Consider the following 23,132-nt stretch of genomic DNA (forward strand, 5'->3'; position numbering starts at 1 on the left):
CAGCCTTAATCTTCTGCAGACGGCTCCACCGGTTTTTTCTTCTTCGGCACGAACACATTCTCACCAACAGCAACATTGTTGTAGAAACGTTTGTCACGAGGCTTCGCTGCTTTCGATTCGGTTTGCTTCTTCGCTGCAGGTTTTGCCGCCGATTTCTTCTGCTGTGGCTTTTTCTTGTGTTTCGGCGCCGGCTTCAAGCCTTTGAACTTGCCTTCCAGCCCTTCGATCGTGCTAAAGGTAATCGACTGCTGCAAGAAAGCCTCAACATTCTTAAAGCTCTTCCAGTCTTTCGGCCCAATCAGGGAAATCGCATCCCCTTTATTTCCTGCACGTCCGGTACGACCGATACGATGCACATATTCCTCTGCATGTTTCGGCATATCGAAGTTGATCACGTGAGAGACGCGATCGATATCCAATCCCCGAGACGCGACGTCCGTCGTCACCAGAATTTTATGACAATCCCGCTCGAACTGGCTCATGATGCTGTTTCGCTGGGTTTGCGTCATGTTGCCACTCAGGGCCACGGCCTTCAGTTTGCGCTCATTGAGCATGGTCGTCAGACGATCGGTATCTTCCCGGGTTGCGGTAAAGATAATCACCTGATTGTAGTCTTCAGTGTCCAGCAGCTTATCGAGCAGCGCCTGCTTGTGATCTAAGTGATCACACAGCAGAAAACGCTGCGTAATATCCGTGTGCTCTTCTGCCCCATGCCCGATAGAAATACGCTTCGGCGCATTCAGCATATCAGCCGCAATATCCTGCACATCCGCATGATCCAGCGTGGCCGAGAACATCATGGTCTGGCGACGACGATGGCTGGCCGCTTCATGGATACGGCGTAACTGCGCTTCAAAACCCAGATCCAGCATGCGATCCGCTTCATCCAGGATCAGCATTTCAAGACCATCCAGGTAAGTACTACGGTGCTCTAAATGGTCTGCCAATCGCCCCGGTGTCGCAATCACAAACATCGGGTCTTTGCGCAACTCTTTCACCTGATCGTTGAAGTTTTCCCCACCAACAATCAGTGCGCCGTCGTACGGCGTTCCCGCATTCAGCGTCCGCAGTTGGGCAAACACTTGCTTGGCCAGCTCACGCGTCGGTGTCAGCACCACCACGCGTGGATCGCGTTTGGAAAACGGCTTACTGCGGTACATGCGCTGCATAGCCGGAAGCAGGAATGCCAGGGTCTTACCGGAGCCCGTCTTAGACGAGGCTAAGACATCTTTGCCAAGAATTGCTACAGGGATAGCAGTTCGTTGAATTTCAGTTGGTTTATCGAACGCCAGATGATGTAATTTCTTCAGCAGGCGCTGGTCTAATCCAAGATCTTTAAAATGCAAAATGGTGCTCCGGTCAAAATGTTCTTCGGTGAACAAGGATAATACAGTTCTTCAGGGTGTGATAAGCATCACGCCAAGTTAAATTTTGTAAGCGGTGGATTATACCATAATTCTGATGTGAGACACGAAAAACGTCCGTATCTAATGGGATTTCATGAAGATAACATCGCGCTGCATGGTTTCGTTTCATCCCATCGACAAAGCACGCTCGCCAAACACTATCACCAGCCCGCCATCGCTCTTCTCGGACATTGGCAGACAAAATAAAACACTGTATTATTGTTTCCATTAATCCTGAACAGGATGTCACTAATGACAACAAAACCCATTTCATCACTAAGTACTGGCTTCCCGCTGATGTTGGCTCTACTCGTAATCGCCGTCATTGTCTGGTCAGGCATTAACCCAGCCTTTCCTCAGGTTTGGCTGGCAGAAATCATCCCGGTATTGCTGCTCTTATTACCCTTGCTGGTCACGTATCGTCGTTTTCCGTTTTCTCATACGGCGTACAGTTTGATGTCCGTCTGGCTGATCCTGCATACCATTGGGGCCCACTATACCTTCGCCAATGTTCCCTTTGACTGGTTTAACCAGCTCATCGATGCAGAACGGAATCATTTCGACCGCTTCGCCCACTTTGCCATTGGGTTTTATGCTTTTCCAATTGCTGAATTTCTCAGCCGTAAAGGGTATTGCCCCCCTTGGCTGGCCGCTTTATTTGGCCTCACCACGATCATGGCTGTCGCTGCGGGCTACGAAATCATTGAGTGGTGGTATGCCGTTCTGGCCGGCGGTGATGCAGGAATTGAGTTTCTGGGGAGCCAGGGTGATATCTGGGATGCGCAAAAAGATATGCTGGCCGATACGCTCGGTGCTCTCACCAGCCTGGCCGCTTTCGCTATCCTCAAACCTTACCGAAATCCAACCCCAATCAAGCCTTAAAGGCTCAGCAAAACATCGCAAACAAAAAGCCCGTGCATGACAGCACGGGCTTTTTGATGTTTGTTCGGCGCAAATTACAGATCAGGGTAGCCATTCGGGTTTTGAGATTGCCAACGCCAGGTATCCGCCGTCATCTCGTCAACCGTACGTGTTGCTTCCCAGTGCAGTTCCGCTTTGGCTTTACTCGGATCAGCCCAGCACTCGGCAATATCTCCCGGGCGACGTGGTGCAATTTGATACGCCACTTCTACCCCTGCCGCTTTAGAGAAGGCGTCTACCATCTGCAGCACACTATAGCCATTCCCGGTCCCCAGGTTATAGATATGTAAACCTGCCTCATGGCCTTTGTGTTTCAGTGCTGCCAGGTGACCATCTGCCAAATCCAGAACATGGATATAATCACGGACGCCGGTGCCGTCAACCGTCGGGTAGTCATCACCAAATACGGAAAGATACTCACGGCGACCAACCGCAACCTGAGCAATAAACGGCATCAGGTTATTCGGGATCCCTTGCGGATCTTCTCCCATCTCGCCCGACTGGTGCGAGCCAACCGGATTGAAATAGCGCAGCAACGTGATGCTCATTTCAGGGTGTGCCTTCTGAATATCGGTCAGGCATTCTTCAACCATCAGCTTACTGCGGCCATACGGGTTCGTCGCACTGGTCGGAAACGTCTCCAGAATCGGCACGGTTGCCGGATCGCCGTATACCGTGGCCGAGGAGCTGAAAATCAGACTGTTCACACCAGCTGCCCGCATGGCTTCCACCAGCACCAGCGTGCCATGAACATTGTTATCGTAGTAAGTCAGCGGCTTTTCAACCGACTCCCCGACCGCTTTCAAGCCCGCGAAGTGAATAACGGACTCAACATCTGCCTTTGCCAGCACATCATCCAGAAAAGCTCGATCGCGAATATCACCTTGATAAAAATCAGGCTGAACCCCGGTCAGTTTCTCGATACGAGCCAACACAGACTTCTTGCTGTTGTACAAGTTATCGATAATGACTGGTGTCATACCGGCTTCGATCATCTGTACACAGGTATGGCTACCAATGTAACCCATTCCTCCGGTGACCAATACGCGCATGGGTTTCTCCCTGTTTGTCATCATAAACTTCAATTAAAAATAGCAAACCAGTTGAATACTGTTGAATACTAGTGTTTCAAAGCGCCATGCAACTAGGTTCTCTTCATTGCCGCGTATTATGCCTGAATTTAATGCACGATAAAATGCCATACCGATTCCACATCGAAGCATTGGTTATCGAGTATGCAAAATAAAGATATCAACAATAAACAAGATAAACATACGCTTACCATTACAACCCGACACCCTCACCAGGCTATGTTAAGATGCGAAGAAAGAACGTGATCAAGTGACATTCCGAATGAAAACAGACATCCTTTGCCAATGGAAATGCTTCTCTGTCGAGCAAACCACCCAAACCCTTCCCGACGGCCGTGAGGTCGAATTCACCACCGTCAAACACCCGGGTGCCGTGGTGATTTTACCCCTCACAGAAGACGACGAGCTGGTAATGGTCCACCAATATCGTCCGGCGATCGGTCGCTGGATCCTGGAATTTCCGGCCGGAACACTCGAACCAAATGAAGACCTGCACGCTTGTGCAAAGCGTGAATTGGCTGAAGAAGTACAGCTTGAAGCTACGCAGTGGCACGATATGGGAGAACTCCTGCCGGTGCCGGGGTTTTGTGATGAAGTTCAGCATCTCTATCTGGCCAAAGCACTGACACCGTGTCCGGGCGCCCCTGATGAAGACGAAGTCATTGAAGTGGTGAGGTTGTCACGCGCGGAATTCGAGCAAAAAGTTGCCAACAATACCATCCAGGATGCCAAAACACTGGCAGCCTATTTCAAAGCACGTATGATGAACCTCATCTAAAGCAGAACACTGATACCGTATGGATAAACTATTCAATTTCTTGAACAAACTGGTCGCTTATCTGGCGATGTTGATGTTTGTGATTGGCGGCGGCCTGGCACTATACGCGATGGTCTACGGCAACTAAACCACAGGCCACTAAGCCAACGCCAACGCCAACGCCAACGCCAACTAAAGCATAGTCAACTGAACCCAATCTGTTCACGTGCCCGATATCATCGGGCATGATGCCGATACACACCCCGTGCCTTCGGCACCATCACCGCTCGTCCAAGGCATCCGTTACATTCTGATACCGCCGTCCACTTCCAGCACCCGGCCGTTGATATAATCATTTTCAAATATGAATTTGACCGCATGGGCTATTTCAGAGGCTTCTGCCATCCGCCCCACCGGAACCATCTGTTTCAGGCGTTCAATCGCTTCAGGTTTGAGTTGATCGGCCATCGCTGTTTGAACAATCCCCGGCGCAACCGCTGCTGCGCGAATCCCGTATCGTCCGAGCTCTTTTGCCCAGCACACCGCCATGGTCGCCACCGCTGCTTTTGAAGCTGCATAGTTCGTTTGCCCCATATTACCGGCCCGGGCAACACTGGAAATATTGACAATCACGCCTGGCTGACCTGCCACGATCATTTGCTGCGCTGCCTCCCGGCCACATAAGAACGTGCCCGTCACATTGACATCCATCACGCTGGTAAACTGCTCCAGCGACATCTTACTCAGTTCACCGTTTTTGTATTTCACCAACAGGCCATCACGCAGCACCCCGGCATTATTGACCAAACCGTTCAGTTGGCCGAAATCTTCCATCACACGGCTGAACACCTGCTCGACATCGGTTTCGCAAGTCACATCCACCGGATAAATCATCGCTTTGGCACTCAGCATCTGGCACTGCGCCTGAGTCTGCTTTAATCCTGCTTCATTCAGGTCTAACAAGGCCAGATCTGCGCCAGCCTGGGCCAGAGTCACCGCAATCATCTGGCCAATGCCTTGCCCGGCACCGGTTATCGCGATCACAGATTGATTTAACTTCATCGATTATTCCTCATGTCCATTGATTACGATTGGTGCTTATCACGGTAGAACTCAAACATACTGGAAAAGTCCAGCTCAGCGTTACCTTTGGCGTTGTGAAAGGCATAGAGATTTCGCGCCAGGGTGCCGAGCGGGATCGCCGACTGACTCTGCTGCGCCGCTTCGAGGCCGAGTCCCAAATCTTTCAACATCAGCTTGGTCATAAAGCCGGGTTTATAGCTGTTACTGGCCGGAGCCTGCGCCATCACACCCGGGCACGGGTTATACAGCTCCAACGCCCAGTTTCGCCCGGAGCTTTGCAGCATGATTTCTGACAACACCTGCGGATCTAAACCATTATCGATCCCCAGACTCAGCGCTTCGCAGGTGCCTGACATCAGGATGCCCAACATCAGGTTATTGCAGATTTTCGCCATCTGACCGTCACCGGCCTGTCCGGCATGAAAGATATTTTTCCCGACATGCTGCAGAACCTGCTTCGCGTGTTCAAATCCCTGATCGGTCCCGCCAACAATAAAGGTCAGCGTCCCGGCGACCGCCCCAGCGACCCCACCAGAGACCGGGGCATCAACAAACTCCAGCCCTTTTTTCGCAGCCTCCCCTGCCACCAGCCTCGCCGATGCCGGGTCGATGGTCGATGAATCAATCAAGAAAGTTCCCTTGCTGACAAGATTCAGTAACCCAACACCGCCCTGGTGATCCCCCAGGTAAACCGCTCGGACGTGCTCTCCGGCAGGCAGCATGGTGATCACCGTATCCACCCCTTCAACAGCCTGTTCAAGTGAAGAAGCCACGACAGCGCCGACCTCTCCCAGTGCTTTAGCCGCCTCGATGTTCAAATCGTAAACACGAACGTGACAACCTGCTTTCAATAAGTTTTCAGCCATCGGGCTACCCATGTTGCCCAACCCGATAAACGCAATGGTATTCATGAAAAATCTCCTGTGATGGCAAACTCAGTTGATTTCGACTTAACCACGAGGCTCACAGCCTAACAAAGCCAAAGGGTGATCCTGCTCGGACCATAAGGATGTAAACAGCGTATCAATCACCGAGGGTTCTACGGCATCGATGCTGGCATATCGCCAGTTCGGCTGGCCGGTTTTATCAATCAGCCGGGCCCGCACGCCTTCCTGAAACTCACCCAACATGCCGCATCGCACTGAGAGCGACAGTTCCAGCCGGAAACAGTCCGCCAGTGATAGTTGTTGATATTGTGTGATCTGCCGGAAGCACAGATGCGCCGTGATCGGGCTGCCTTCCTGAAGCGTTTTTTTCGCCTGCTCAATCCAACGACCTAACCCATCAATGGCGAGTATTTGCTGGTATATCACCGACAGATTTGTGTTCAGGCATGCCGCCTGTATTTGCGCGAAATACGGGATCAACTGGCTGGCCGGATGATCACCATCGGCACGCGTACCGAATTCAGCGAGCAGAGTGCTGACCTGCTGATGATGCTGCGCCGCCTCCTGCCAAACGACACCCTGTAACTGAACCAGCAACTGCGATTTGTCTTCTGACAACAACACATAATCTGTGAGTGCCAGATCCAGTGCATCGCTTGCATTGAGTGGTGCCCCCGTCAGCCCGAGAAACAGACCGATGCCGGATGGCAGGCGATTGAGGAACCAGGTCCCCCCGACATCCGGATATAAACCAATACTGATTTCGGGCATCGCAAGCCGCGTCCTTGGCGTCGTCACCCGGTGACTGGCCCCGATGTATAAACCAATCCCACCTCCCATCACAATGCCTTCACCCCAGACGATGATCGGCTTGCGATAACGATGGATCAGATAATCGCAACTGTACTCCACCGCAAAATATTCCGTCAGAAACTGCTGGGCAGAATCATCAGATTTTCCGGCGTCTGACCACGATTTCATGCAGTGATACATGGTTCGTACGTCACCACCGGCACAGAACGCTTTTTCGCCCGCACCATGCAAAAAGACGCAGGCAATGTTCTCATCCTGCTCCCAGACCTCCAGCTGGCTTTTGAGTTGCTTTAACATCTCCAGCGTCAGGGCATTCAGCGATCCCGGATTATCCAGCTCTGCGACGCCGATCTTGTACCCGCCACTGTGACACACCAGCTCCTGAAAATTCACTTTGCCTGCCATAGGCTCCCCTATCTTTTACCTAGTCCGCGTTTTTACCTAATCCGCATCTTTTGCTAAATCCGCTAACATCGGGGATGCCCTTGCACCTTCGCTAAGCACTTTACCTTGCACCGGGCAAGGCATCCCCGCGTCGTCTTCTCGGTTCAACCAGTCACAACGCCGCGTTACTGGTTTTTCCACTGCGGCGGACGTTTGTCGAGAAACGCCCGCACGCCCTCGGCCTGATCGTCGGTATCAAAGAGCTGCACAAACAATTCACGCTCTTTCATCAACCCGTGCTGATGAGTCGCGACACGGCAGTTTTGGATCAACTGCTTACAAGCGGCCACCGAAGAAGGTGACTGATTGGCGACCGAGGCTGCCATCGCCATCGCGGCTTCGAGGCTTTGCCCTGCCGGAACCACCTGCTCAACCAGCCCGATCTCTAATCCCTGCTGCGCACTCACGCGCTCGCCACACAGGATCATGCGTTTGGCCCAGCCTTCACCTACCAGCCAAGTCAGATTCTGGGTGCCACCGGCGCATGGTAATAAACCGACTTTCGCCTCTGGTAGCGCGAGTTCGGCCTGTTGTTCAGCGATGCGGATATCGCACGCCAGGGCCACTTCCAGCCCACCGCCCATCGCATACCCATTGATCGCGGCAATGGAGACGCCCCGAAACGCTGACAGCGCTTCAAAGGCTTCACCGAACCGATGGGCCATGTCGACCGCGACAGCTTTGTCCCCACTGGCAAACAGATTCAGATCGGCTCCGGCGGAGAAAAATTTCTCACCTTGCCCGGTCAGAACCAGTGCGTACACCGCTTTGTTGTCATTCAGGCGTTCAACCGTGTTTTTCAGCGCTTTGAGACTCTGCGCCGTCCAGGTGTTAGCCGGTGGGTTATTCATCGTCAGCACGGCGGTATGTTCATGGATCTCGACCAACAGTAAATCCTGCGAGACCTGCTCTTGATGACTCATATCAGCTCCTGTTTCTTGCTCATCCATGGAGGTTCTGTTGACTGAAGCGATTGGTGTACCCAAGCTCGAATAATCACGAGCTCAGGATTCCTTCAGCGACGGATTTACAACAGCGCCGCTTCGTTCTGGATCAGGCGCCGTGAGATAATCAACCGCATGATCTCATTGGCGCCTTCCAGAATTTGATGGACCCGGACATCACGGAAATGCCGTTCAACCGGATACTCCTTGATATAGCCGTAACCACCGAACAACTGCAGCGCCTGATCACAAATCCGAAATCCGACATCGGTAGCAAAACGCTTCGCCATGGCGCAGTACGCGGTGGCATCCGGATCCTGTCGATCCAGCTTACTGGCCGCATAACGGACCAACTGCCTTGCCGCCACCAGCTCAGTCGCCATATCCGCCAGCTTGAACTGGACCGATTGGAACTTCGCCAGAGATTGACCAAACTGCTGACGCTCAGCGATATACTGCCGGGCTTCCTGCAGCGCCTGTTCGGCCGTGCCTACCGAGCAGGTCGCAATATTGATCCGACCGCCATCCAGGCCTTTCATGGCAAATTTGAAACCTTCGCCTTCTGCTCCCAAGCGATGGGAGACCGGCACTTCAACATTCTCAAACGTCACGGCCCGGGTCGGCTGGCTGTTCCAGCCCATCTTCGGCTCTTTACGCCCGTAACTGATGCCTTCGGCATTGGCCGGGACAATAAAGGCAGAAATTCCGCGCGCGCCGGGTTCGTCACTGGTCCGGGCCATCACAACCAGCACATCGGTATCCCCCGCGCCGGAAATAAAGGCCTTGGCACCACTGATCTGATAATGATCCCCTTGCAAAACCGCTCGGGTCGACAAGGACGCCGCATCCGAGCCGGCATTCGCTTCCGTCAGGCAGTAGGATCCCAGCCATTCCCCGGTCAGCAGCTTCGGACAGTACATCGCTTTGGCTTCATCAGTGGCAAAGCTGGCAATCATCCAGCTCACCATATTGTGAATGGTCATGTACGCCGTGGTCGACGTACAGCCCATCGCCAGTTGCTCAAAGATGATCGACGCGTCCAAACGGCTCAGTCCGAGTCCACCTTCCTGTTCCGGTACATACAGGCTCAGAAAGCCCAGCTCCCCGGCCTGACGCAGCACGTCTTTGGGAAAAAACTGCTGCTCATCCCATTCAGCGGCCATCGGTGCCAGTTGCTCTGCTGCAAACTGGCCGGCGGTTTCAGCAAACGCCCGTTGTTCTTCGTTTAACTCAAAATCCATCAGCTTCTCCTTCAGCCTCGTTTCAACGCAGGTGAATCGTCAGGTTCGGGCCGGTCGGAATATCATCGTCGAACCAGCGCGCGGTCACGGTTTTGGTTTCGGTATAGAAGCGGATCGCCTGCTTGCCATACGCATGCAGATCGCCGTAGAAGCTGCCCCGCCAACCGGTAAATGAGAAGAACGGCAGTGGTACCGGGATGGGAACATTGATCCCGACTTGTCCCACCTGGATCTCATGCTGATATTTCCGGGCCGCCGCGCCACAGGCGGTAAAGATCGATGTGCCGTTACCGTATGGGTTGTTGTTCACCAGTTCGATCGCTTCTTCCAATGAATCCACTTCCACACAGATCAGCACCGGACCGAAGATCTCTTCCTGGTAGATCGACATCTCAGGATTCACGCTGCTAAACAGCGTCGGTCCAACCCAGTTGCCATCGGGATATCCCGCGACTTCGCAGTGGCTCCCATCGAGCTCGCACACCGCACCCTGAGCTTTCCCTTGCTCGATCAAGCTCAGTACCCGGTTCTTGGCCTGCGGGCTAATCAGTGGTCCATAACCCGCTTCAGCATCATCCCAGGCTCCCGGATGCACTTTCGCCATCGCTTCTTTCAAGTCGGGGATCCACTCTTTAGCGCCATCCACCAGCACCGCAACCGAGATCGCCATACAACGCTGTCCGGCGGCACCCACCGATGAACCCACCAGGTTATTAATCACCTGCGCTTTATTGGCATCCGGCATTACCACCATGTGGTTCTTGGCTCCGGCAAAGGCCTGCACCCGTTTCAGGTGATGGGTCCCGGTTTGGTAGATATGACGGGCAACCGGGACAGAGCCGACAAAAGACACGGTGCGGATTGTCGGGTGCTTCAGCAGGTAATCGACCTGATCTTTCTGACCGTGGACAATTTGCAGCACATCTTTAGGCGCACCGGCTTCAATAAACAACTCAGCCAAACGCATGGCTGTCAACGGCACTTGGTCCGACGGTTTGAGGACGAAAGTATTGCCCGCAGCAATCGCCATCGGGAACATCCACAGCGGGATCATGGCCGGAAAATTGAACGGTGTGATCCCGGAGCAAACCCCGAGCGGCTGGATCATCGAGTAAGTGTCGATATTGGTGGCGACGTTCTCGACCGTCTCACCCATCATTAAGCTGGAAATATTCGCCGCTTGCTCAACCACTTCGATCCCGCGCCAGACATCGCCTTTGGCATCGGCGAAGATTTTCCCGGTTTCGCTGGACAACAGCTCGGCTAACTCATCATGGTGGGCTTTCAGCAAATGCTGATAACTGAGCATCAGCCTCGCCCGCTCCGGTACCGGCACTTCTTTCCAAGTTTGGAAAGCGGCCGCCGCACTTTCGATCGCTTCTTCGATCTCATCTTCCGTCGCACAAGGCAATTTGGCGATCACGCGGTTGTCTGCCGGATTCGTGACATCAATCCATTGAAGAGACTGCGATTGACGAAACTCACCGTCAATCAGAAGTGGTACATGTTGGATCATGGTGGCTCCTTCGGGTGCGAACACCCCTTAATTTGTCTTTCACCATTTCGGGCAGTACGGCAAATTGCCCGGACGAGTTAAAGCGGCACTTCGACCGCAATTGCCGTTGCTTCACCACCACCAATACATAAGGCGGCCACACCTTTGAGCGAACGGGCTTCTGTTGACGGATCAGATGACGTAGATTGCCTTTGGAAGGCCTGTTGCTTCAGTGCATGGATCAGCGTCACCAGAATTCGGGCACCACTGGCACCAATGGGATGCCCCAATGCACAGGCGCCACCGTGGACATTGACCTTTTCGGCATCCAGCCCCAGCTCGCGAACCGCAATTTGCGTTACCACAGCAAAGGCTTCGTTAATTTCCCACAAGTCGACGTCATCGACAGACCAAGACAGATTCATCAAGAGCTGGCGGATCGCGTCAACCGGGGCGACGGTAAACTCTGCCGGTTTGCGGGCATGGGTTGCATGACCACGAATGATCGCTAGCGGAGTGAATCCATAATGACGGGCGGCCTCTTCGCTCATCACCAGCAATGCTGCGGCACCATCAGAAATAGCGCTGGAGCTGGCAGCAGTGACCGAGCCATCTTCGGCAAACACCGGTTTCAGGGTGCTGATTTTGTTCAGGTCGATCTCACCCGGATGCTCGTCATGATCGTACACGGCGACGCCGCGGCGATTTTCGACCCGAACCGGCATGATTTCTTCCGCGAACGCCTGCTGCTGTTGTGCCGCCAGTGCCCGCTGAACCGACATCTTGGCCCAATCATCCATCTGCTCACGGCTGAAATCACATTGATCCGCGATCTGCTGGGCATAAACGCCCATCAGATGACCTTCATAAGCGTCCTGCAGTCCATCCAAGAACATGTGATCGTGCAAGGTGGTATGACCCAAGCGCGCGCCACGCCGGGCATCTTTTTGCAAGTAGGGTGCGTTAGTCATGCTTTCCATGCCACCGGCAACGACAACCCGAGCACTCCCGGCACGGATCAAATCATGCGCCAGCATCACTGACTTCATTCCGGAGCCGCACACTTTGTTGATCGTGGTACAACCGACCGAGTCCGGGATCCCGGCGGCCAGTGCCGCCTGCCGCGCAGGCGCCTGGCCACATCCGGCCGGCAGCACACATCCCATCAACACTTCATCCACCTGAGAAGGTTCCAGCCCGGATTTTTCCAACACTCCCTGAATGGCAAACCGCCCCAGTTCAGTGGAAGACAACGAGGAAAATTGGCCCTGAAAGCTACCCAGCGGGGTACGGCGAGCCGCAACAATCCACACATTTTTCTCCATAACTTCACCCTTTGTGAAAGCCACATTGATTGACAGCAACTGAGCAACCACAAATGCCGATGATTGCCATCTCATTTCCTTGACGTTTTCGTAAGCATAGCACTAACATTTACGTAAACGTTAAGAAACAAATAAATCACAACTGTAATTTTTCATGGCACTGATACGTAAAGTATTCTTGCCGAGCGTCATAACAGGCAATGGATAAAGTGACAGGAAATTTCTGTGTTCCCGCTTGTTGTTCGTCCAGCCCCGAGCCTGAAGGAGACATCAAGGTGGAGACTTTCAAGATCAGCGAACTTGCCAGGGAATTTGATATCACGACCCGTAGCATCCGGTTTTACGAGGATGTCGGTCTGTTGCACCCTGACAGAAACGGCAACACCCGGATCTATAAACGACGGGACAAGATCAGGCTCAAACTGATCCTGAGAGGCAAACGGCTGGGCTTTTCCCTGGCTGAAATTCGAGAACTGTTCGAGCTGTATGACACCAACCAGAGCCATGCTCAGCTGCATGAAATGCTCCGAATCATTGACGATAAGCAGGCCGTGCTCCAACGCCAGATTCGTGATATCGATGCGGTCATGCAAGAGCTGGAGCTGGCCAAAGCACGCTGCGAACAAGCCCTGAACAACACGGAAACACAATAGCGACGCCACGACAGGCGTCACAGAAATTCATCGCAACTTGGTTAACCCGGAGATGTTATGAAAGATCTGTTTACCCCACTCAACTTTGGCCTTGGCGAAACCCTGGATATGCTTCGCGAGCAGGTCAATCACTTTGCAGCAGAAACCATTGCCCCCCTGGCCGCCCAAATCGACCTGGACAACCAGTTTCCCAACCACCTGTGGCCTGTGCTTGGTGACATGGGCTTACTCGGCGTCACGGTCGATGAAGCTTACGGTGGTGCCGGTATGGGTTATCTTGCTCATGTCATTGCCATGGAAGAAATCAGCCGCGCTTCTGCCTCGGTTGGATTGAGCTACGGCGCTCATTCCAACCTCTGCGTGAACCAGATTTTCCGCAACGGGAATCCGGCGCAGCGGGCCAAATACCTGCCGGGACTCATTGCCGGGACCCATATCGGGGCACTGGCCATGAGCGAGCCCAATGCCGGTTCAGACGTGGTCAGCATGCAACTCAAAGCCGAACGTCAGGGCGATCACTTTATCCTCAACGGCAATAAGATGTGGATCACCAATGGTCCGGATGCCCATGTGTTCGTGGTGTACGCTAAAACAGAGCCGAAAGGGGGATCGCGCGGGATCTCAGCCTTCATTATCGAGCGGGACTTCCCGGGCTTCAGCCATGCGCAGAAGCTCGACAAGCTGGGAATGCGCGGCTCCAACACTTGTGAACTGGTGTTTGAGAACTGCCGGGTCCCGGCAGAAAACCTGCTCGGTGAACTCAACCGCGGGGTGGAAGTGCTGATGAGCGGGCTGGATTACGAGCGCGTCGTCCTGGCTGCGGGACCGCTTGGGATCATGCGCGCCTGTCTGGATCTCGTGCTGCCCTACATTCATGACCGCAAACAATTTGGCCAGTCGATTGGGGAGTTTCAGCTAGTTCAGGCGAAAGTGGCCGACATGTATACCCGCACCAATGCCGCGCGGGCGTATGTCTATGCCGTCGCTGCGGCCTGTGACCGAGGCGAAACCACCCGCAAAGATGCCGCCGGGGTGATTCTCTACAGCGCCGAGCTGGCGACGCAGCTTGCCCTCGACACCATTCAGCTCCTCGGCGGTAACGGCTATATCAATGAGTTCCCGGCGGGTCGCCTGTTAAGGGATGCCAAGCTTTATGAAATTGGCGCCGGGACTTCGGAAATCCGCCGGATGCTGATCGGCCGCGAACTCTTCCAGGAATCCTGCTAGCAGCAGCTGTTCAACCACGAATGAAGGAAACAAGGATGGCAATACTACAAAGCCGGGTTCATCCCAATGAATCCCAGTTTCTTGAAAACCAACAAAGCATGGCTGCACTGGTCGATGAACTGCATACGCGGGTTCATCAGGTGGTTCAGGGCGGTGGCGAGAAAGCCCAGGCGCATCAGCGGGCTAAGGGTAAATTGCCGGTCCGGGAGCGGATTGATGCCGTGCTCGACAGCAACAGCGCTTTTCTGGAAATCGGGCAGTTTGCGGCCTGGGAAGTCTATGACGACACGATTCCCTGTGCCGGTGTCGTGGCTGGGATCGGGACGGTCGAAGGCATCGAATGCATGATCATCGCCAATGACCCATCTGTGAAAGGCGGCACCTACTATCCACTGACGGTGAAAAAACACCTTCGCGCTCAGGAAATCGCCGAGCGCTGTCATCTGCCCTGCCTGTATCTGGTCGACTCCGGTGGTGCCAACCTGCCCCATCAGGCGGAGGTATTCCCGGATAAGGAGCACTTCGGACGTATTTTCTTCAACCAGGCCCGAATGTCAGCCAAAGGGATCCCGCAGATTGCCGTGGTCCTCGGCCTGTGTACTGCCGGGGGCGCTTATGTCCCGGCGATGGCCGATGTGTCGATTATCGTCAAACAGCAAGGCACGATTTTTCTTGCCGGGCCGCCGCTGGTCAAAGCCGCCACCGGTGAAGAAGTGACGGCGGAGGAGCTCGGCGGCGCGGAAGTCCATTGCAAAACATCAGGCGTTGCTGACTATTTTGCCCTGGACGAACACCATGCCCTGCAACTGGCGCGTCAGGCCGTCGCCAGCAGCCATTTGCTCCCACAGCCCGCACCGGCAGCGCCCATCCGCCCACCCCGCTATCCGCAGGAAGAGCTTTATGGGATCACCGGCACCGATTTGCGCAAGCCGATTGATATTAAAGAAATCATTGCCCGACTGATCGATGACTCAGATTTCGATGAGTTCAAGGCGTTGTATGGGGAAACCCTGGTGTGCGGCTTTGCCAAGCTATACGGCCATCCCATTGGGATCGTGGCCAATAACGGCATTCTGTTTTCGGAATCGGCACAAAAAGGCGCGCATTTCATCGAGCTCTGTGCCAAACGCAACATCCCACTGCTGTTTTTGCAAAATATCACCGGCTTTATGGTCGGGAAAAAGTATGAATCCGAAGGGATTGCCAAGCATGGTGCCAAAATGGTGATGGCCGTCGCCTGTGCCGACGTGCCGAAATTTACCGTGATTGTCGGCGGCTCATACGGTGCAGGAAACTACGGCATGTGCGGACGGGCCTATGATCCGACCATGATTTGGATGTGGCCCAATGCCCGCATTTCCGTGATGGGCGGTGAACAGGCCGCTGGGGTGATGGCCCAGGTTACCCGGGACATCAAAACCCGCAAAGGGGAATCCTGGTCTGACGAAGAGGAAGCCCAGTTCAAACAGCCGATCCGGGAGTTATATGAAGCACAGGGCTCACCCTATTACGCCAGTGCCCGACTCTGGGATGACGGCATTATCGACCCTTGCCAGACCCGCGAGGTGGTTGGGCTCGCCCTGACCGCGGCCTTGCGCGCACCGGTGACCGAGAGCCAGTTCGGTATCTTCCGGATGTAGCCCGCGGCGCAATTGACAGGAGAAAACCATGACGCAGCAACACAATGGGAACCCGGTACGCGATTGCGACCCCGGACATTGGCACTGTACGGCGGATGCCGAAGTGCTCTGTACCGTGTCCGAATCAGGCATTGCCACCCTGACCTTCAACCGGGTCAGCAAACACAATGCGTTTCATGCGGAGATCATCCAGAGCCTGCTCGGCTATCTGCGCAAGCTCAAGCATCATCCCGGCCTGCGGGTGCTGATCCTGAAGGCAAACGGCAAGCACTTCTCCGCCGGTGCCGATCTGGAATGGATGATGTCAATGGCAGAGCACAGTGTGAAGAAAAACCGAGCCGATGCATTGGAGCTGGCGGCTTTGCTGTATGAGTTAGACACCTTCCCGACACCGACCATTGCCCAGATTCAGGGCAGTGCCTTCGGCGGTGCATTGGGACTGATATGTTGTTGTGACATCGCGGTTGCCAGCCCCGACGCCCGGTTCTGCCTGAGCGAAGTCCGTATCGGGTTATTGCCGGCAACCATCGGCCCATACGTCTGCCGGGCTATCGGCCAACGTCAGGCGCGCCGCTATATGTTAACTGCCGAGTCCATGGACGCAACGACCGCGCAGCAACTGGGATTGCTGCACGAGATTTCAGAACAGCCGGAAACCCGGGTTGAAGAACTGGTCGCCCTGTTGCTTGAGAACAGCCCGCAATCGCTGGCGCAAACCAAATTGCTCTGCCAGCTCTGTGATCAACATGAAATCGATCCGGCACTGATGAAAAAAACCAGCCAGCTGATTGCAGATATTCGCGTATCCCCCGAAGGCCAGGAAGGACTGGCCGCCTTTTTTGCCCGGCGACCACCGGCATGGAGCCCCCGCTATGAATAAGTTTACGGATAAAACTGTCATTTCACTGAGTAAGGACGCGTCCTTTGAGTCCGCCAATCCTCAAATGGTCGCGACAGGCCCGGCCCACCATAACCAAACCCATGGTGGGCCTGCGTCATCCGCTACCGTCACCGCCACTGCCACTGCCAGCCGCAAAATCACCCGGCTACTGGTGGCCAACCGGGGTGAGATCGCCTGCCGGATCATGAAAACTGCCCAGGCGATGGGCATTGAAACCATTGCGGTTTACTCAGAAGCTGACCGTCACGCCAAGCATGTCCGCATGGCCGACCACGCGGTGCTGATCGGGCCGGCATCGGCACAGGCTTCCTATCTGAACGTCTCCCGGATCATCGAGGCAGCCACCGCGCTAAATGCCGATGCCATACACCCCGGTTACGGCTTTCTGTCCGAAAATGCCGAGCTGGCGCGAGCCTGTCAGCAAAACGACCTGATTTTTATCGGTCCTCCGGTCAAAGCCATGCTGGCCATGAGTTCAAAATCTGAAGCCAAAAGCATTATGGCGCGCGCTCACGTCCCACTTCTGCCCGGCTATCACGGCGAGGACAACGATCTGAATGTGCTGGTCAAAGCCGCCGCTGAAATCGGTTACCCGGTGCTGGTCAAAGCAGCGTTGGGTGGCGGCGGCAAAGGAATGCGGATTGTTGAACATGCCGATGCCCTGCCGGAAGCGATACTGAGTGCCAAACGCGAAGCTCGTTCAGCGTTTGGCTACGATCTGGTCCTGATTGAAAAATATCTGACCAATCCGCGCCATATCGAAGTTCAGGTCTTTGCCGATATGAACGGCAATACCGTCTATCTGTCCGATCGGGACTGCTCAATCCAGCGTCGGCATCAGAAAATTGTCGAAGAAGCCCCGGCACCGAATCTGCCGGAGCATTTACGCACGGCGATGGGTGAAGCGGCCGTCAATGCCGCCAAGGCCATCGGCTACGTGGGTGCCGGAACCGTCGAATTTCTGCTGGATGGGCAAGGTCAGTTCTACTTCATGGAAATGAACACCCGGCTGCAGGTTGAGCATCCGGTGACTGAACTTGTGACCGGTCAGGATCTCGTTCACTGGCAGATCCGCGTTGCAGAAGGCAGCCCCCTTCCTTTGCAGCAACATGAAATTTCACACTGGGGACACGCGATGGAAGTCCGGATTTATGCTGAAGATCCGGCTCAGGATTTTCTGCCCTCGTCCGGTTCCCTGGCCTACCTGGCCGAGCCCGAGCATTGCGCCCCCCCTTTATCTGACGGCGTTCAGGTCCGGGTTGACTCAGGCATCTGTCAAGGTGACATCGTCACTTCTCATTATGATCCGATGTTGGCCAAACTCATCGTCTGGTCGCCGGAGCGGCACGAAACCATCCGCCAACTCTCATCAGCACTGGCGGAGTACCGGATCATCGGTTTGGAGACCAACATCAGCTACCTGCAGCAGATCCTCAACCATCCCGTTTTCGTCCAGGCCACGATGACCACCCACTTCATTCAGGATCATCAGGATGATCTGAACGGTGACGATGCACCGGCCATTGCGTTTCAGCCTCGTCAGCAAGGTGACGCACCGATTCAAGTGCCACTTACAACACTTTTTGCCGCTGTGTCCGCCATCAAGCCAACATCGCCGATGAGTCACTGGCGGCTGAATCAGCGCCCTTATCACGTTGTTCCGGTTCGAACCCTGCAAGGAAAGACCTATCTGTTTCGCTTCGAGATCGCTACGGCCGATCCGTCGATTAGCACTGACTCCAGCCAGTGCTCGCTATCCCTGACCCAAATTACAATCGACGATCAGCTTCACGATCTGGATTTCAATCACAACCACAATCGCATTCGTCTGATGGCCATGAACCCACAGGCTAACAGCCAGTTGTTTGAGATTGAACTCCAAGCGCAGCGCTACCGCTTCACCCTCGTCCATCATGAGACGAAAACGCATATTTTCTATCAGCGCTGGCACACCCCATACCTGACCGGTCACGATATCGAGCGGGAGCAATCGCACGAAGATCAGGTGCAGCAAGCCGTTGCCCCGCTCAACGGCATTGTTACCGCCCTCCTTTGCCAGACCGGTGATACCGTCGAAAAAGATCAACCGCTGCTGGTGATCGAAGCGATGAAAATGGAATATACCGTCCGAGCACCGCATCCGGGCACTCTCTCAGCGGTGTTGTATGCGATCGGCGATCAGGTGGCGCATGGCGACTTGCTGGTTGAGTTTACGGAATAGGAGTCCGCACGCATGAACACGCTCCCCAAAACCGCCCGGATCGTTGAAGTCGGCGCCCGGGATGGCTTGCAGAATGAAGTGAACGTCAGTACGGAAGCCAAGATTCGTTTCATTAACCAGCTCTCACAAACCGGGTTGACCCATATTGAATCCGGGGCTTTTGTTTCCCCGAAATGGGTGCCGCAGATGGCTGACTCCCACGACGTCATGACCCGAATTGATCGCCGACCGGGGGTGATCTATTCGGCCCTGATCCCAAATCAGCAAGGATTTGAGCAGGCCTTGCTGGCCGGAGCCGATCAGGTCGCTATCTTTACATCGGCTTCTGAGGGATTCAGCCAGCGCAATATTAACTGCTCGATTGCCGACAGCCTCAAGCGGTTTGAGCCCGTGATGGCGCTGGCTGAGGCCCATGGTATCCCGGTGCGGGGATACCTCTCCTGCGTCGCCGATTGTCCTTATGATGGCCCGACCGCACCGTCGCAGGTTGCCCGGGTCGCTCGTGAGCTCAGCGAACTCGGCTGTTATGAGATCTCCCTCGGCGATACCATCGGCACCGGGACGCCCGGGCGCATTTCGGCCATGCTGGATCAGGTCGGCAGTGCGGTTCCCTTAGACCGCCTGGCCGTGCATTTTCACGATACCTGGGGGCAGGCACTGGCAAATATCTACCAGGCGCTTTGCATGGGCGTTTCCACCATTGACAGCAGTGCCGCCGGCCTGGGGGGCTGCCCTTATGCCAGGGGCGCCAGCGGCAATGTCGCAACCGAAGATGTCCTCTACCTGTGCCAGGGACTGGGCATTGAAACCGGTGTGGATTTACAAAGCGTTGCCGAAGCTGGCTGGGCGATTTGCCGCGAACTGGGCAAACAGCCGACCTCAAAAGCATCCCTGGCGCTGCTGGCAAAAGCTGACAGTCGAAATGACCGCTGAAGAAAAAAGACGACGGTTACTTCGATCAAGGTAACCATCGTCAAGGTTTTAAAGGAGAGAAATTACTGCGCTGTTCGATTGGTGGAGTTAAGAGCGTAAAGCGCGCTGCTCGGCTTCCAGCTCACTGGCAGCGCGCCAAATCTTTTGCTCTCTGGCCTGTCGTTTTTCCAGTTGACTGGTAATCCCTTCAACCCTTAATTTGTCCAACGGGCCAATATACTGTTCAGCATAGCCATCAAACAGTTTTCTGAACTCCTCAAGCGTGGGTAAGCAATTGTGCTCCTGCTCAAAGTCTTCAAATATACCCGTGACGGTTAGTGATATATCCCGTTTGATTCCATCAAAGTCTGAACTTTCCATCATCCTACTCCATCAGTCATCCGCCATTAATCATGTACTCAACTGTACAGATTTCCGAATCAACTAAAGTGTAGATGATATTTTCTTATGTAATAAATTTTTACTAACGATTGTCTGTAACAGTAAATGTCAGCTGCGAGGTTGGGAAATATAAAATTTGAAATTTATCAGACAGATACTATGAAACCAGGCAACCCAAAAAAGAACTCATTTGAACATTTTTGTTTTCTCACCTCGCATCTTTCACAGGCAATTGAGCACAATACGCTACAATAAAAGATAAGCAAGTGACATCCTTGTTGCTGTTTCGTCTTGATTTTAATTTGTGCTAAACGCTTTATCATCAAAACTAATAACAGGTGAACATGTGCGGTTTCAATCTTCACTTTATTGGTTCAGTTTATTGACTTCGATTCCGGAGCGGAAAATCCAACAACGGTTAAACACGAATATGCCGATCCCGAGTTGTATCCCGGTATTGTTGGTATCCTGGACGTTCGTTGCCCCATTAGTCGCAGCACCACTGACGGTGGAAGGAAGTCCGGCGCCGGTCGACCGGCATTTGGGCTCACCGGCCAACGATGAATCGGACTGGCTGCTCTGGGTCGATGACACACAATTGTCCCTGGCAGACACCATTCACGATTACAGCACGAACATTGATCAATTCATCGGCATGGAAGACGATGAATCCCCACTCAATAACCAAAGTTATCTTCGCCTACGGCAACGTCTCCGCTACGAACATCGCAACTATTTCGACACAGACTCCAACGTCTACTTACGGTTAGATCTGCCCCACACCGAAAAAAACTGGAAGCTGATCCTGGATACGGACCCGGATGATTTCGATCGGCTCGAAGATAAAGAGCGGGGGATCAGTAATCGTTCGGATGACGGAATCAATCGGGCAATTGGCGGCTTCAGGCTGCAAGGCATGCAACTGGGAGAGTGGAAACCCAACTTTGATATCGGCCTGAAATTAAGGTTACCGCTCGACCCGTTTACCCGCGCCGATATCCACCGTACCGACCGAATCAACTACAACTGGACCAGTCAGATTAAACAGGAGATATTCTACTATCACTCAAAAGGCCCCGGCCTTTTAACTTCAATTGACTTTTATTTCGCAGAAGATCGCTACGTCTCAACGCTGTTTAAATTAAGTACCAACCTGCAATTTCTGGATCTTGATGATAATTGGGAATATGTCCAACAAGCACAAATATTAGATCGTATCAGCGACAATAGCCTGATGACCTACTCGCTTGGGATTAGTGCAGACTCGCGCCCAACCTATGCAATTACTAACGCATGGGTCACGGCAAGCTGGAAGCATCGCTTATATAAGGATTGGGTTTATTTAACGCTGACACCAGAGCTGAACTTTCAGGATGAGTTTGATTACAAAATAAACCCGGGGCTCATGGTAGAGCTGGAATTATACTTCAGTGCCTCAAGAAAAATTGACAAAATAAAGCAAACTATTCCAGCCCCATAAATAAAATACCTTGTGCCGACGGTTGAAACATTCTTTTAATCCAAAGACATACTCACACCGACAGAAAATGCGTAAGCGGACATATCATCGAGTCCAATCAACGTGCTAGCTTCCGCATAAGCATGCCAATCCTTGTTGAAAGCACCGGATAAACCCAGGTGAACCCGGCCATAGACTGAATCATCCGTTTCGACAATAATGGGTAACACGCTCCCGGATTGATCGGCTTTGAGCTGACTAATAATACGCTCGGAACCATCATTCACATCATAATGGAGATACCCGCGGGCATAGGGCTGAAAGATCCCGAGGCTGGAACGAAACGGATGGGAAATACTTACCCCCGTAATAAACCGCATCGACTCCAGCTCATTGATATTATCAATTTTAGACAGTAGATAATTAGCATTCCCTTTGGAGAGGCGCTCTGAATAACGCTCCGAGTCTGACAGTGTGTATTCAATGCTGCTTTCAAACGCAACGTTCAGATAGTTATAATTAAACACATACCCGCTGCCAAGGGCAAAGACCCACAAATCAGAGTCCGCTTCATTGGCGCTGTTCACGACCGAATCGCTGTAAAATGAGATTCGCCGTTCAATGTCCGTATCCATCAGGGCATAACTAGCCGTGAAGTCCAGATACCAGTTGTCACGAAAATAGCTGAAGTAACCCGAAGCAACCAGGCCGGCACTCCCACTGTCACGGTTACTGTCGTTCACATCGTAAAACGGCAGCCCAAGGGCCAAGCCAAATAAATAATGATCATTAAGGAGATAGTCCCCCCCCAGGGTTAAAGCGTACCCTTCCTGCTCACGCGAGCGTTCAGCACTGAACGCCGTCCGGTCCCGAACCTGAGGATTGTTATCCACCCGAAAATAGGCCCCGAGACGGGTGTAGTTTTGCTCACCGTGAGCACCATCCTGATAGACGGTCAATTCTGAATACGGCGGCTGGGCCGCCCCGGAGATGTGGCTTTCACGGGCACTGTCCTTTGCTGCGGCACGCAAGCTGGATGTTCGAAGCGCAGTTTCCTGACGCCCGGGTGCCGAAAAAACATACGCCTGATTATGAGGATTTTGTCTGAAGTTTTTTGGTGAGACCTTATCACCCCGAAAATCGTTCGCCATCAGCATCAGATCGGAGATGGCCTGAAACATTTCATCCGACAAACGACCGGCCAGGCTATCATTATCTGGCTGCTCCGCAGCAAAAACCGGTGCCTGAGCAAATATCCACGCCAACAGAATCCATCTGCCCTGTCTGGTTGAGCACATCATATCGCCCCC

General features: G+C 53.6%; 21 protein-coding genes. 10 read left to right on the top strand and 11 right to left on the bottom strand.

Going from position 1 to position 23,132, the window contains the following annotated elements; genetic code table 11:
- Positions 1–5: 5 nt before the first annotated feature.
- Positions 6–1,346 (bottom strand): DEAD/DEAH box helicase, encoded by a 1,341-nt coding sequence (locus VV869_RS13215; protein ID WP_337735377.1) that lies wholly within the window; start codon positions 1,344–1,346, stop codon positions 6–8.
- Between the two features lie 312 nt (positions 1,347–1,658).
- Here VV869_RS13215 and VV869_RS13220 point away from each other — a divergent pair, with 312 nt between their 5' ends.
- Positions 1,659–2,288: a DUF2238 domain-containing protein gene (locus tag VV869_RS13220; RefSeq protein WP_443147316.1), complete on the top strand. Its 630-nt coding sequence runs from the start codon at positions 1,659–1,661 to the stop codon at positions 2,286–2,288.
- Between the two features lie 74 nt (positions 2,289–2,362).
- On the opposite strand, the gene galE is transcribed toward VV869_RS13220, so the two are convergent.
- Positions 2,363–3,379, bottom strand: a complete 1,017-nt coding sequence (gene galE, locus VV869_RS13225) for a UDP-glucose 4-epimerase GalE (protein WP_337735378.1) — start codon at positions 3,377–3,379, stop codon at positions 2,363–2,365.
- 301 nt (positions 3,380–3,680) lie between these two features.
- Here galE and VV869_RS13230 point away from each other — a divergent pair, with 301 nt between their 5' ends.
- On the top strand, positions 3,681–4,196 hold the full coding sequence (locus VV869_RS13230) for an NUDIX hydrolase (RefSeq protein ID WP_337735379.1): 516 nt from the start codon (positions 3,681–3,683) through the stop codon (positions 4,194–4,196).
- 19 nt (positions 4,197–4,215) lie between these two features.
- Entirely contained in the window at positions 4,216–4,323 is a 108-nt protein-coding gene (locus tag VV869_RS13235) for a 3-ketoacyl-ACP reductase (protein WP_337735380.1), read from the top strand.
- Between the two features lie 155 nt (positions 4,324–4,478).
- Here VV869_RS13235 and VV869_RS13240 read toward each other — a convergent pair whose 3' ends face one another.
- The 7 genes from VV869_RS13240 to VV869_RS13270 all read right to left on the bottom strand — a co-directional run bounded on the left by VV869_RS13240 (position 4,479) and on the right by VV869_RS13270 (position 12,407).
- Entirely contained in the window at positions 4,479–5,237 is a 759-nt protein-coding gene (locus VV869_RS13240) for an SDR family oxidoreductase (RefSeq protein WP_337735381.1), read from the bottom strand.
- A gap of 23 nt (positions 5,238–5,260) precedes the next feature.
- Entirely contained in the window at positions 5,261–6,169 is a 909-nt protein-coding gene (mmsB, locus tag VV869_RS13245; protein ID WP_337735382.1) for a 3-hydroxyisobutyrate dehydrogenase, read from the bottom strand.
- A 39-nt stretch (positions 6,170–6,208) separates the two neighbouring features.
- A complete protein-coding gene (locus VV869_RS13250) occupies positions 6,209–7,363 on the bottom strand; it encodes an enoyl-CoA hydratase/isomerase family protein (RefSeq protein ID WP_337735383.1) in 1,155 nt (384 codons plus the stop codon).
- A 164-nt stretch (positions 7,364–7,527) separates the two neighbouring features.
- Positions 7,528–8,325 carry an enoyl-CoA hydratase gene (locus VV869_RS13255; RefSeq protein WP_337735384.1) on the bottom strand — a complete coding sequence of 266 codons (798 nt, stop codon included), beginning with the start codon at positions 8,323–8,325 and terminating at the stop codon, positions 7,528–7,530.
- A 104-nt stretch (positions 8,326–8,429) separates the two neighbouring features.
- On the bottom strand, positions 8,430–9,587 hold the full coding sequence (locus VV869_RS13260; RefSeq protein ID WP_337735385.1) for an acyl-CoA dehydrogenase family protein: 1,158 nt from the start codon (positions 9,585–9,587) through the stop codon (positions 8,430–8,432).
- 22 nt (positions 9,588–9,609) lie between these two features.
- Positions 9,610–11,103 (bottom strand): CoA-acylating methylmalonate-semialdehyde dehydrogenase, encoded by a 1,494-nt coding sequence (locus tag VV869_RS13265; protein WP_337735386.1) that lies wholly within the window; start codon positions 11,101–11,103, stop codon positions 9,610–9,612.
- A 77-nt stretch (positions 11,104–11,180) separates the two neighbouring features.
- On the bottom strand, positions 11,181–12,407 hold the full coding sequence (locus VV869_RS13270) for a thiolase family protein (protein ID WP_337735387.1): 1,227 nt from the start codon (positions 12,405–12,407) through the stop codon (positions 11,181–11,183).
- 275 nt (positions 12,408–12,682) lie between these two features.
- Between VV869_RS13270 and VV869_RS13275 the strand changes: the two genes are divergently transcribed.
- The 6 genes from VV869_RS13275 to VV869_RS13300 are packed head-to-tail and all read left to right on the top strand — an operon-like array spanning position 12,683 to position 19,982.
- Positions 12,683–13,060 carry a MerR family transcriptional regulator gene (locus VV869_RS13275; RefSeq protein ID WP_337735388.1) on the top strand — a complete coding sequence of 126 codons (378 nt, stop codon included), beginning with the start codon at positions 12,683–12,685 and terminating at the stop codon, positions 13,058–13,060.
- A gap of 57 nt (positions 13,061–13,117) precedes the next feature.
- The gene (locus VV869_RS13280; protein ID WP_337735389.1) at positions 13,118–14,287 is read left to right on the top strand and encodes an isovaleryl-CoA dehydrogenase; all 1,170 of its coding nucleotides are present in this window, start codon (positions 13,118–13,120) and stop codon (positions 14,285–14,287) included.
- A 35-nt stretch (positions 14,288–14,322) separates the two neighbouring features.
- The gene (locus VV869_RS13285; RefSeq protein ID WP_337735390.1) at positions 14,323–15,927 is read left to right on the top strand and encodes a carboxyl transferase domain-containing protein; all 1,605 of its coding nucleotides are present in this window, start codon (positions 14,323–14,325) and stop codon (positions 15,925–15,927) included.
- 28 nt (positions 15,928–15,955) lie between these two features.
- Positions 15,956–16,807: an enoyl-CoA hydratase-related protein gene (locus tag VV869_RS13290; protein ID WP_337735391.1), complete on the top strand. Its 852-nt coding sequence runs from the start codon at positions 15,956–15,958 to the stop codon at positions 16,805–16,807.
- Positions 16,800–19,049, top strand: a complete 2,250-nt coding sequence (locus VV869_RS13295; protein ID WP_337735392.1) for an acetyl/propionyl/methylcrotonyl-CoA carboxylase subunit alpha — start codon at positions 16,800–16,802, stop codon at positions 19,047–19,049. Before VV869_RS13290 ends, VV869_RS13295 begins: the two co-directional genes overlap by 8 nt.
- A 12-nt stretch (positions 19,050–19,061) precedes the next feature.
- Positions 19,062–19,982: a hydroxymethylglutaryl-CoA lyase gene (locus tag VV869_RS13300; RefSeq protein WP_337735393.1), complete on the top strand. Its 921-nt coding sequence runs from the start codon at positions 19,062–19,064 to the stop codon at positions 19,980–19,982.
- Between the two features lie 87 nt (positions 19,983–20,069).
- On the opposite strand, the gene VV869_RS13305 is transcribed toward VV869_RS13300, so the two are convergent.
- On the bottom strand, positions 20,070–20,345 hold the full coding sequence (locus tag VV869_RS13305) for a hypothetical protein (protein WP_337735394.1): 276 nt from the start codon (positions 20,343–20,345) through the stop codon (positions 20,070–20,072).
- A 448-nt stretch (positions 20,346–20,793) separates the two neighbouring features.
- Here VV869_RS13305 and VV869_RS13310 point away from each other — a divergent pair, with 448 nt between their 5' ends.
- Entirely contained in the window at positions 20,794–21,843 is a 1,050-nt protein-coding gene (locus VV869_RS13310; RefSeq protein WP_337735395.1) for a hypothetical protein, read from the top strand.
- Positions 21,844–21,878: 35 nt separating this feature from the next.
- On the opposite strand, the gene VV869_RS13315 is transcribed toward VV869_RS13310, so the two are convergent.
- Positions 21,879–23,087 carry an autotransporter outer membrane beta-barrel domain-containing protein gene (locus VV869_RS13315; protein WP_337735396.1) on the bottom strand — a complete coding sequence of 403 codons (1,209 nt, stop codon included), beginning with the start codon at positions 23,085–23,087 and terminating at the stop codon, positions 21,879–21,881.
- Between the last annotated feature and the right edge of the window lie 45 nt (positions 23,088–23,132).

It is taken from the genome of Photobacterium sp. MCCC 1A19761 (assembly GCF_037389125.1).
Classification (GTDB): Bacteria; Pseudomonadota; Gammaproteobacteria; order Enterobacterales; family Vibrionaceae; genus Photobacterium.

Bases quoted from the DNA above. Each gene is read 5' to 3' on its own strand.
- VV869_RS13310 (WP_337735395.1), top strand. From the start codon at position 20,794: ATGCCGATCCCGAGTTGTATCCCGGTATTGTTGGTATCCTGGACGTTC.
- VV869_RS13280 (WP_337735389.1), top strand. From the start codon at position 13,118: ATGAAAGATCTGTTTACCCCACTCAACTTTGGCCTTGGCGAAACCCTG.
- VV869_RS13265 (WP_337735386.1), bottom strand. From the start codon at position 11,103: ATGATCCAACATGTACCACTTCTGATTGACGGTGAGTTTCGTCAATCG.
- VV869_RS13220 (WP_443147316.1), top strand. From the start codon at position 1,659: ATGACAACAAAACCCATTTCATCACTAAGTACTGGCTTCCCGCTGATG.
- VV869_RS13305 (WP_337735394.1), bottom strand. From the start codon at position 20,345: ATGATGGAAAGTTCAGACTTTGATGGAATCAAACGGGATATATCACTA.
- VV869_RS13295 (WP_337735392.1), top strand. From the start codon at position 16,800: ATGAATAAGTTTACGGATAAAACTGTCATTTCACTGAGTAAGGACGCG.
- VV869_RS13290 (WP_337735391.1), top strand. From the start codon at position 15,956: ATGACGCAGCAACACAATGGGAACCCGGTACGCGATTGCGACCCCGGA.
- galE (WP_337735378.1), bottom strand. From the start codon at position 3,379: ATGCGCGTATTGGTCACCGGAGGAATGGGTTACATTGGTAGCCATACC.
- mmsB (WP_337735382.1), bottom strand. From the start codon at position 6,169: ATGAATACCATTGCGTTTATCGGGTTGGGCAACATGGGTAGCCCGATG.
- VV869_RS13270 (WP_337735387.1), bottom strand. From the start codon at position 12,407: ATGGAGAAAAATGTGTGGATTGTTGCGGCTCGCCGTACCCCGCTGGGT.
- VV869_RS13235 (WP_337735380.1), top strand. From the start codon at position 4,216: ATGGATAAACTATTCAATTTCTTGAACAAACTGGTCGCTTATCTGGCG.
- VV869_RS13250 (WP_337735383.1), bottom strand. From the start codon at position 7,363: ATGGCAGGCAAAGTGAATTTTCAGGAGCTGGTGTGTCACAGTGGCGGG.
- VV869_RS13230 (WP_337735379.1), top strand. From the start codon at position 3,681: ATGAAAACAGACATCCTTTGCCAATGGAAATGCTTCTCTGTCGAGCAA.
- VV869_RS13260 (WP_337735385.1), bottom strand. From the start codon at position 9,587: ATGGATTTTGAGTTAAACGAAGAACAACGGGCGTTTGCTGAAACCGCC.
- VV869_RS13255 (WP_337735384.1), bottom strand. From the start codon at position 8,325: ATGAGTCATCAAGAGCAGGTCTCGCAGGATTTACTGTTGGTCGAGATC.
- VV869_RS13240 (WP_337735381.1), bottom strand. From the start codon at position 5,237: ATGAAGTTAAATCAATCTGTGATCGCGATAACCGGTGCCGGGCAAGGC.
- VV869_RS13300 (WP_337735393.1), top strand. From the start codon at position 19,062: ATGAACACGCTCCCCAAAACCGCCCGGATCGTTGAAGTCGGCGCCCGG.
- VV869_RS13285 (WP_337735390.1), top strand. From the start codon at position 14,323: ATGGCAATACTACAAAGCCGGGTTCATCCCAATGAATCCCAGTTTCTT.